Raw genomic sequence first — 9,310 nt, 5'->3', positions numbered from 1 at the left:
AGCGCGTCTGCCATTCCGCCACTCGCGCTCGCACACTGATGACCTGCACCGGTTCGTTCCCGGCTTGGTCGTGCGAGGAATGACACTAGCCGATGCGCGAACCGTGGGACAAATCGGACCCCGCTCACACACGGCGCCTGCCGGTCATCGCTGGTAGACAAGGACGTGACCGGCTGGGGGATGCCTCCCCACACCGTCCGACCCAGGAGGATGACGATGACCGACTTCCGCGTGCCGAACCCCTATGACGCCCTTCCGGATCTCCCCGCGCTCGAGGTGACGAGCGAGTCCTTCGCCGAGGGCTCCACCCTGTCGTCCGCGCAGCTCGGCGGGAAGATGGGCGTCGAAGGCGGCGAGGACAAGTCCCCACAGGTGAGCTGGAGTGCCGGACCGGAGGGGACCCGGACCTATGTGGTGACCGTGTTCGACCCCGACGCGCCGACCGCCTCGGGGTTCTGGCACTGGTCGGTGGCCAACATCCCGGCCGACGTGACCTCGCTACCGGAGGGGGCGTGCACCGGCGACGACACCTCGGGCCTCCCGGAGGGGGCCGTCGTGGTCCGCAACGACGCCGGGTTCAGGGGGTTCGTGGGTGCGGCCCCACCGGAGGGCCACGGTCCGCACCGGTACATCCTCGCCGTTCACGCCGTCGGCGACGAGATCGAACTCGGAGAGGACGCCTCCTGCGCCTTCGTGGGGTTCAACCTCTTCGGGCAGGGCCTGGCCCGCGGGACCACCACGGCGCTCTTCGAGCAGTGAGAGTCAGCTGACCGCGGAACCGACGGCCTCCGCCAGGGAGGCGAACCCGCCCTGCCGGAGCCGTCGGGCGACGAGCTTGTTGGTCCCACGGATGAGACCGGGGCCGGTGAACACGAAGCCGGTGTAGGTCTGGACAAGATGAGCACCGTGGGTGATGCGGTCCCACACGTCCTCCGGGGTCTCGACGCCGCCGACCGAGATGATGACGATCCGATCGCCGGCCCGCTCGTGGATCCGGGCGAGCACCTGGCGGGACCGGTCCGCGACGGGTGCCCCCGAGATCCCGCCCGCGCCCATCGCCGCCACCGTGCTCGCCGGGGTCGTGAGCCCGTCGCGCGAGATGGTGGTGTTGGTGGCCACGATGCCGGCGAGGCCGAGCTGCACGACGAGATCGGTGACCGCGTCGATGTCCGCGTCGTCCAGGTCCGGGGCGATTTTGACCAACACCGGGATCGTCGCCACGTCACGGACCGCCGTGAGGATGGGACGCAGCGATTCGACCGCCTGCAGGTCCCTCAGGCCGGGGGTGTTGGGGGAGCTGACGTTGACCACCATGTAGTCGGCCAGCCCGGTGAGCATGCTGGCCGAGGCCACGTAGTCGCGAACGGCGTCCTCCGCGGGCACCACCTTGGTCTTGCCGATGTTGATCCCCACCGGGTCGCTGCTGCGCCGACGACGCAGGTTGTTGGCCGCGTTGCCCGCGCCGTGGTTGTTGAACCCCATGCGGTTGAGGATGGCCCGGTCCTCCGGCAGCCGGAACAGACGAGGTGGCGGGTTGCCGGGCTGGGGTGAGGCGGTGACCGTGCCGACCTCACTGAAACCGAAGCCGATCGCCCCCCACGAGTCGACGGCGGCCGCGTTCTTGTCGAAACCGGCCGCGAGGCCGAGCGGCCCCGGAAAGCGACGTCCCAGGACATCCTGGGCCAGCACCGGATCCCGGACGCCGAGGAACCGGCGCACCAGGGAGCCCAGTGGCGGCACCAGGGTCAGCAGCTTGAGAAAGCCGAATACCAGGTGGTGGATCCGCTCCGCCGGAAAGCGGAACAGCACACTCTTCATCAGCGAGTACACGGTCCTCCTCGATGGGACGTGGGTGGTCCTTCGATCAGCTCGACGGCACGGGCAGTGATGGGCGCATCAGGTGGAGGCCGGCACCGTCGGAGGAACCGACGACCACGGTCCCGGAGGCCGTGACCACCAGCGAGTCCGGCTGACGTACCGTCGCGATCTCGGCACGCCGGACCCCTGTGCCGTCGCCGAGATCGTACGCCTGGACGGTGTTGGTTCCGGTGGAGGTGACCCAGACGACGTCCCGGGTGGGGTCCCCGGCGACCGCCCAGGGGGCCGCTGCGACCGGGAACTGCTGGTGGAGCCGGATCGGGGAGGTCGAGTAGACGAGGAGCGTGTCACCCACGGTGTCGCTGGCGACGACCGTGCCCTCGCCGTACTCGTCGAGTCTCCCGGCGCCCTTCCCGGCGCGCAGGAGCGGTCCCGCGCCGTCCTCGTCCAGGTCGATGCTGGCGATGACGGTGTCCGGTCGGCTGAACGCCGTGACCGAACCGTCCCGGGCCACACTGATCCGATCGACCGATGTCAGGCCTGCGAGGCGATGCTGTTCCGTCCCGTCGGCGTCCCGGACGACCACGTCGCCGCCGGGGGCGCCCGTGAGCAGGCGACCGTCGGTGGTCACGGCCGCCGCGGTGACCGGTCCGAGTCCCGAGATCTCGCGTGCGTCACCTGCCGCCGTGACCACGACGACGCCGTCGCCGAAGGGGACAAGAACCGTCCCGTCGACCCCGGCAGTGGCGGTTCCCGCATCCGCGGGCAGCTCGACGGTCGTCTCCGGGATCCATCGGGTCCCGTCCACGCGGGCGATCTCCAGAGTCGGCGGGCCGTCGACCTGCGCCACCACCCTGTCGCCCACGGCGACCAGGGAGGACACGGACCCCGGGACCGGGACGACCTCACCGCCCTCGGGATCGGAGACCTGGGGCGACGCGGCGGGACGGGCGTTACCCTGCTCGATCCCGGTGTAGTCCTCCAGTTGGCTGGTGGTCGACGCGCAGCCGGCGAGCCCGACGGCGAGGGAGAGCAGAGCGGCGGTCACAGCGGAGCGGCGGTGGACACGAAGGGGCACGGTGTTCCTTTCGACGTCTCCACAGTGTCCCCCACGCGGGTCCTCAGTCGCCGTCCAGGTCCGGACGACTACCCTCACGGCGGTGCGGTGAGTCAACCACGCCCATGCCGACGTTCCCCGACAGAAAGCAGCGCCCGTGAACCCGACGGTCCTGGCCGCCCCCGCTGCGGACGGCATGTCCTGGCTCCAGGTGATCGTGCTCTCCGTGATCCAGGGGATCACGGAGTTCCTGCCCGTCTCGTCCTCCGGGCACCTACGCATCTTCTCCACCTGGCTGTTCGGTGCGGACGCGGGCGCCTCGTTCACCGCGGTCATCCAGCTCGGCACGGAGGCCGCCGTGCTGGTGTTCTTCTTCAAGGACATCGTGCGGATCCTCGTCGCCTGGTTCCGGGGCGTGTTCTACCGCCGGCACCGCGACGACCCGGACTACCGGCTCGGCTGGTACGTGATCATCGGATCGATCCCCATCGCCGTGATCGGCTTCCTCGGCAAAGACCTCATCCGGGACGCCGCCCGGAATCTGTGGATCACGGCGATCGTGCTCATCGCGTTCTCCTTCGTGTTCCTCATCGCGGAGAAGGTCTCCAAGCAGGACCGCCCCGTCGACGGCCAGTCGCTCGAGGGCTTGACGATGAAGGACGCGGTGGTCATGGGACTGGCCCAGTGCCTGGCCCTCATCCCCGGTGTCAGCCGTTCGGGTGGCACCATCTCCGCCGGCCTGTTCCTCAACATGTCCCGCGAGGCCGCCGCACGGTTCTCCTTCCTGCTGGCCATCCCGGCGGTCCTGGCCTCCGGGTTGTTCAGCCTCCCCGACGCGTTCGAGCCGTCCGTGGGGCAGTCCGCCACCGGGATCCAGCTGATCGTGGGATCGGTGATCGCGTTCGTGCTGGGCTACGCCGCCATCGCCTGGCTCCTGCGTTTCGTGCAGAACCACTCCCTGGCCTGGTTCGCCGGGTACCGCATCGTCCTGGGCCTGGTCGTGATCGCGCTGCTGTCCACCGGCGCGATCCCCGCGACCTGACCACACCACCGAAGTGGCGCGGCGTCGGTAACCTGCCGTTATGACCGTCATCCTCCTCCGCCACGGCCGCTCGACCGCCAACACCGCGCTGACACTGGCCGGCCGCACGTCCGGGGTCGGGCTCGACGAGACGGGTCGCGCGCAGGCACAGGACCTCTGCCGACGTCTCGCCGGCCTCCCGGTCGAGGCGGTCGTCCGGTCGCCGCTCATGCGCTGCCGGGAGACGGTCGAGCCGTTGGCCGCCGCGTTCGGGGTGGAGCCCGTGGTCGAGGAGGGCCTGGTCGAGGTCGACTACGGCACCTGGACCGGACGGACCCTGACCGAGCTCGCGTCCGAACACATGTGGTCGGTGGTGCAGCAGCACCCCTCCTCGGCCGTCTTCCCCGGGGGTGAGTCCCTCGCCGAGATGGCCACCCGCGCCGTCTCGGCCGTCCGGGAGCACGACCGCCGCCTGGCCGAGGACGCGGGCCGTGACGTGCTGTGGGTGGCGTGTAGCCACGGAGACGTGATCAAGTCGGTGATCGCCGACGCGTACGGGATGCATCTCGACCACTTCCAGCGCATCGTGGTGGAGCCGGGATCGGTGTCGGTGGTCCGCTACACCCCCCACCGGCCGTTCGTCCTCCGGGTCAACGACACCGGTGGAGACCTCGCCAGTCTCCGCGGGGAGCCCGCCGGACACGTGGGCAACGCCACCGCCGGAGACGCCAGCTCGGACGCGGTGCCCGGCGGGAACGTACCCTTATGAACCGCGCCTCCACCCGGGACCACCCGGCACCACACGGCAGCACACGAGGGAGACGACCGGCATGAGCAGGGAAGTCCACGAGTTCCGCGACCCGGCCCGGTTCGTGGTGGGCACGGTCGGCCAACCCGGCGAGCGCGTGTTCTTCGTCCAGGCCACGGGCGGCGGCCGAACCGTCTCCGTCCGGTGCGAGAAGCAACAGGCCCAGATCCTCTCGGAGCGGATGGGGGATCTCCTCGACGAGATCGCCGCGAAGTCCGATGTCCCCGTCCCCCCGGCCGCCGGCGTCGTGGACGACCTGGCGCCGCTGGAGATGCCCGTCGACGCGGAGTTCCAGGTGGGCACGATGGGCCTGGGGTGGGACGGCGAGAAGAGCCAGATCGTCGTGGAGCTGCTGGCGGCGGACCCCACCGCCACCGACGAGTCGGTGGTCCTCTCGGACGCGGAGGACGCCCCGGACGCGCTCCGCGTGTTCCTGACCCCGCAGCGTGCACGGCAGTTCGTCCTGCGCAGCGAGAAGGTCGTCTCCGCCGGGCGCGCTCCGTGCCCGCTGTGCGGCGAGCCGATCGACACCACGGGTCACCTGTGCATCCGTCTCAACGGGTACCTCCCGCGCTCCGGTGATGCGCTCGCCGACCTCGTCGACCCGTGACCGCCCGCCCGCCGGGCCCCGAACTCACCGTTCTGCACCGGATCCCCTCGGGAAGCAACGCGGTGTACCGCTGCGTGGACGCCGAGGGCGGGCACTGGGTGTACAAACCGTCGGCGGGGGAGCGGCCGCTCATGGACTTCCCCGACGGCAGCCTGGCGGCCCGGGAGATCGCGGCGTACGCGGTGTCCGTGGCCCTGGGGTGGGACCTGGTGCCCGAGACGGTGGGAGCACACGGCCCCGGCGGCCCGGGGATGGCGCAACGATGGATCGACGAGCTCGACCGGGGTGAGGCGCCCGGCCACGACCCGGTGGACGTCCACCCGGTGGGCGCCCTTCCCCCCGGCCGGGTGGCGGTGCTCCGGGGTGAGGGATCCCGCGGGGAGGACGTGGTGGTGGCGCACGCCCTGGACGAACGGCTCCGTCGTATCGCGTTGTTCGACCACGTCGTCAACAACGCCGACCGCAAGGGCGGACACGTCCTCGTCGACACCTCCGGCCTGATCTGGGCGATCGATCACGGCCTGTCGTTCCACACCGAGCCGAAGCTGCGCACCGTCCTGTGGGGGTGGGCCGGCCAGCCGCTGCCCCCGGGGGATCTCGAGGGACTGGGCAGGGTGCGCGACGGGCTGTCCGGGGACGCCCTCCTCGCGGAAAGCCTGCGTGACCTGCTCTCACCCGCCGAGGTACGCGCACTGGGCGCTCGGGTCACCGCACTGCTCGACGGCGAGGTGTTCCCCGTACCGGGAGCGGGCTACCCGTTACCCTGGCCGCTCTTCTGAACCCGCCCGGTATCTAGACTCGCCCGCATGCACTCGTGGCCCCCGCCTGCCGTCCCCGCCGTCCCCGGCGACGGTGCCCCCCTGAAGTTGTACGACACGGCGAGCGGACAGGTCCGGGAGGTGTCCGCCGGGCCAGTCGCCGGGATGTACGTCTGCGGCATCACCCCCTACGACACCACCCACCTCGGTCACGCGGCGACCTACCTGACGTTCGATCTGGTGTACCGGCTCCTGCTGGACGCCGGACACGAGGTCCACTACGTCCAGAACACCACGGACGTCGACGACCCGCTGTTCGAGAGGGCGGAGCGCGACGGCGTGGACTGGAGGGAACTCGGGGACCGTGAGACCGATCTGTTCCGCTCCGACATGGAGGCGCTCCGCGTGCTCCCACCCCGCGACTACGTGGCCGCCACCGAGACCATCGACGAGGTCGTGGAGATGGTCGCCGAGCTCGTCGACCGCGGCCACGCCTACCGGATCGATCCCGGGGTCGACGGGTACCCCGATGTCTACTACCGACACCGGGCCACCCCGGCCTTCGGGTACGAGTCGGGGTACGACGCCCAGGAGATGGCCGCCGCGTTCGCCGAGCGCGGCGGGGACCCGGACCGGCCCGGCAAGGAGCACCCGCTGGACGCACTGCTGTGGCGGGTGCAGCGACCGGGGGAGCCGTCCTGGCCCTCGCCCTGGGGGGCGGGCAGACCCGGATGGCACATCGAGTGTTCGGCGATCGCCCGGAACCGCCTGGGTATGGAGTTCGACATCCAGGGTGGGGGCAGCGACCTCGCGTTCCCACACCACGAGTTCTCCGCCGCCCACGCGGAGGCCGCGACCGGTCGTTCCCCGTTCGCGCGCTTCTACGTGCACGCGGCGATGATCGGCCTCGACGGGGTCAAGATGAGCAAGTCGTTGGGCAATCTCGTCCGGGTCAAGACACTCCGCGAACAGGGGGTGGACCCGGCCGTCATCCGACTCGCCCTGGCCGCCGGCCATTACCGGACGGACCGCTCCTGGTCGGAGGACCTGCTCGCGGAGGCCCGCTCCCGGTGCGAGACGTGGTTCCGTGCGATCTCCCGGGGATCGGGCGCCGACTCCGCCGCGACCATCATCGCCGTGCGGGAACGTCTCGCGGACGACCTCGACACCCCGGGCGCCCTGGCCGCGGTCGACAGGTGGGCAGAGGCGACCCTGGCCGGGGACGAGTCCGACCCGTCCGCGGGACCGTCCATCGCGACCGCCCTCGACGCCCTGCTCGGTCTCGCCCCCGCCACCTGACGGCGTTCCGGTGACCGGTCCGACGGTCTACCCGGCGTCGGGCTCGTCCCGCTCGCCTCGCAGGAAGCGCTCGAACTCGGCGGCGATCGACTCGCCGTCGACCAGCGGCATCGTCTCCCCGTCAGCGGCCCGACCACGGTCGGGTTCGGGGTCGACCCCCGCCCCGACACCGTTCTCGTCGTCCATCCGGTCCTCCAGGGACTGGATGTAGTCGCGGAGGTCCTCGTCCTCGCCGGCGGCGGCGTCGACCTTCGCGACCCACGTGCGGGACTGCACGCGCAGTGCGTCCATCGGGACGGCCACCCCCAGGTTCTCCGCCAACCAGGACAGCACCGCCTCGGTGCCGCGCGGATTGGGCGGTGCGGCAACGTAGTGGGGGACACCCGCCCACAGACTCACCGTCGGGACCCCGGCCTCGGTGAGGAGTTGCTGGAGGACCCCGGTCATCCCGGTGGGCCCCTCGTAATCGGAGGCCCGGACCCCCATCTCGGCCATCCTCTGCCGATTGAACGCCGTCCCGGTGAGCGGAACGGGGCGGGTGTGGGGCACATCGGCGAGATAGGCACCCAACAGCACCACCTCGGTGACTCCCAGGGTGTCGACGAGGTCCACGAACTCGGAGGCGAACCGGCGCCACTTCAGACCCGGCTCGGGCCCCCGGACCAGCAACACGTCGTGGTCGAACCCGTCCGGTCGGCACGCGGACACGAGGATCTGTGGCCACTCGACCGATCGCGACACCCCGCCGGAATGCCGGACCGTCGGCCGCTGGTCGAGGTAGTCGAAGAACTCGTCGCCACCGATCTCCGCGATCTGCCGCGCCTCCCAGGTCAGGGCGAGATGTTCGACGGTCCCGGTCGCCACGTCCGCGGCGTCGTTCCAGCCCTCGAAGGCCACGATCATCACCGGGCTCTCGAGATCGAGGTGCCCGTCGGGGGTCCATTCGACAGTCATCAGTACAGCCTACGGACGGACACTTCCGGGGCACCCATACACTGGGGCCATGTCTGTCGATTTCGATTCGCCCCTGTTGGACGCCGCCCGCCGGCGAGTACTGATCAGCGACGGGGCGATGGGCACGATGTTGCAGGCGGTGGACCTGGATGTGGACGTCGACTTCCTCGGTCTGGAGGGATGCAACGAGATCCTCAACGCCACCCGCCCGGACGTCGTCGCGGACATCCACCGCGCGTTCTTCGAGGCCGGCGCGGATCTGGTGGAGACCAACACCTTCGGGTGCAACCTGTCCAACCTGGGGGACTACGACATCGTCGACCGCATCGGCGAGCTGGCCGAGAAGGGTGCCGCGATCGCCCGGCAGGTCGCCGACGAGATGGGCCCCTCCGAGGACGGCACGCCGCGGATGGTGCTCGGCTCCCTCGGCCCGGGGACCAAGTTGCCCTCGCTCGGGCAGGCCACGTTCGAGGAGATGAGGGACGCCTACGCCCGCGCGGCGGAGGGCCTGGCCCGGGGCGGAGCCGACGCGTTCCTCGTGGAGACAAGCCAGGACCTGCTCCAGGTCAAGGCCGCGGTACTGGGCTGCCAGGACGGCATGGCCGCCGCCGGGCGCCGGCTGCCCATCATCACGCACGTGACCATCGAGACCACCGGGACCATGCTCCTGGGGTCCGACATCGGGGCGGCACTGACCGCGCTCGAACCGCTCGGCATCGACATGATCGGCCTCAACTGCGCCACCGGGCCCGCCGAGATGATCGAGCACCTGCGCTACCTCACCCAGCACGCCGGCGTCCCCGTCTCCGTCATGCCCAACGCGGGACTGCCCGAACTGGGAGAACACGGAGCCGTGTACCCGCTCGGCGCCGAGGCGTTCGGCCCCCAGGTCGCCGACTTCGTCTCCGAGTTCGGGCTGTCGATGGTCGGCGGATGCTGCGGCACCACCCCCGAACACATCACCCGCCTCCGGGACGAGGTGAGG

Annotated in this window: 10 protein-coding genes; 7 read left to right on the top strand and 3 right to left on the bottom strand. The window is 70.7% G+C overall.

Going from position 1 to position 9,310, the window contains the following annotated elements:
• The first annotated feature begins 216 nt into the window (after positions 1–216).
• Positions 217–759 (top strand): YbhB/YbcL family Raf kinase inhibitor-like protein, encoded by a 543-nt coding sequence (locus tag G6020_RS02590; protein WP_179525283.1) that lies wholly within the window; start codon positions 217–219, stop codon positions 757–759.
• 3 nt (positions 760–762) lie between these two features.
• Here G6020_RS02590 and G6020_RS02585 read toward each other — a convergent pair whose 3' ends face one another.
• Both G6020_RS02585 and G6020_RS02580 read right to left on the bottom strand, forming a co-directional pair.
• Positions 763–1,830 (bottom strand): quinone-dependent dihydroorotate dehydrogenase, encoded by a 1,068-nt coding sequence (locus G6020_RS02585; RefSeq protein ID WP_182609563.1) that lies wholly within the window; start codon positions 1,828–1,830, stop codon positions 763–765.
• A 34-nt stretch (positions 1,831–1,864) separates the two neighbouring features.
• Positions 1,865–2,896, bottom strand: a complete 1,032-nt coding sequence (locus G6020_RS02580; RefSeq protein WP_182609562.1) for a hypothetical protein — start codon at positions 2,894–2,896, stop codon at positions 1,865–1,867.
• 175 nt (positions 2,897–3,071) lie between these two features.
• On the opposite strand from G6020_RS02580, the gene G6020_RS02575 reads away from it, so the two are divergent.
• The 5 genes from G6020_RS02575 to mshC all read left to right on the top strand — a co-directional run bounded on the left by G6020_RS02575 (position 3,072) and on the right by mshC (position 7,371).
• Positions 3,072–3,917, top strand: coding sequence for an undecaprenyl-diphosphate phosphatase (locus tag G6020_RS02575; protein WP_241732539.1), 846 nt, complete (start codon positions 3,072–3,074; stop codon positions 3,915–3,917).
• A gap of 40 nt (positions 3,918–3,957) precedes the next feature.
• Positions 3,958–4,665 (top strand): histidine phosphatase family protein, encoded by a 708-nt coding sequence (locus tag G6020_RS02570; protein WP_182609560.1) that lies wholly within the window; start codon positions 3,958–3,960, stop codon positions 4,663–4,665.
• Positions 4,666–4,726: 61 nt separating this feature from the next.
• A complete protein-coding gene (locus G6020_RS02565) occupies positions 4,727–5,314 on the top strand; it encodes a DUF3090 domain-containing protein (protein ID WP_179525278.1) in 588 nt (195 codons plus the stop codon).
• Positions 5,311–6,093, top strand: a complete 783-nt coding sequence (locus G6020_RS02560) for an SCO1664 family protein (RefSeq protein ID WP_179525277.1) — start codon at positions 5,311–5,313, stop codon at positions 6,091–6,093. Before G6020_RS02565 ends, G6020_RS02560 begins: the two co-directional genes overlap by 4 nt.
• 27 nt (positions 6,094–6,120) lie before the next feature.
• On the top strand, positions 6,121–7,371 hold the full coding sequence (mshC, locus tag G6020_RS02555) for a cysteine--1-D-myo-inosityl 2-amino-2-deoxy-alpha-D-glucopyranoside ligase (RefSeq protein ID WP_182609559.1): 1,251 nt from the start codon (positions 6,121–6,123) through the stop codon (positions 7,369–7,371).
• A 27-nt stretch (positions 7,372–7,398) separates the two neighbouring features.
• Here the strand turns inward: mshC and G6020_RS02550 are convergent, their stop codons facing one another.
• Positions 7,399–8,325 (bottom strand): PAC2 family protein, encoded by a 927-nt coding sequence (locus tag G6020_RS02550; RefSeq protein WP_179525275.1) that lies wholly within the window; start codon positions 8,323–8,325, stop codon positions 7,399–7,401.
• Between the two features lie 49 nt (positions 8,326–8,374).
• On the opposite strand from G6020_RS02550, the gene G6020_RS16845 reads away from it, so the two are divergent.
• Positions 8,375–9,310, top strand: a 936-nt coding sequence (locus G6020_RS16845) for a homocysteine S-methyltransferase family protein (protein ID WP_241732537.1), incomplete at its 3' end; no start/stop codon positions are given.

This window comes from Dietzia sp. B19 (genome assembly GCF_014145155.1).
GTDB lineage: Bacteria > Actinomycetota > Actinomycetes > Mycobacteriales > Mycobacteriaceae > Dietzia > Dietzia natronolimnaea.
Note: the sequence above shows the minus strand (reverse complement) of the source record. Positions and strands in the feature narration are given on the sequence as shown.

Excerpts from the sequence above, each read along its gene's own strand:
- G6020_RS02550 (WP_179525275.1), bottom strand. The coding sequence starts at position 8,325 with ATGACTGTCGAATGGACCCCCGACGGGCACCTCGATCTCGAGAGCCCG.
- G6020_RS02575 (WP_241732539.1), top strand. The coding sequence starts at position 3,072 with ATGTCCTGGCTCCAGGTGATCGTGCTCTCCGTGATCCAGGGGATCACG.
- G6020_RS02570 (WP_182609560.1), top strand. The coding sequence starts at position 3,958 with ATGACCGTCATCCTCCTCCGCCACGGCCGCTCGACCGCCAACACCGCG.
- G6020_RS02565 (WP_179525278.1), top strand. The coding sequence starts at position 4,727 with ATGAGCAGGGAAGTCCACGAGTTCCGCGACCCGGCCCGGTTCGTGGTG.
- G6020_RS02590 (WP_179525283.1), top strand. The coding sequence starts at position 217 with ATGACCGACTTCCGCGTGCCGAACCCCTATGACGCCCTTCCGGATCTC.
- mshC (WP_182609559.1), top strand. The coding sequence starts at position 6,121 with ATGCACTCGTGGCCCCCGCCTGCCGTCCCCGCCGTCCCCGGCGACGGT.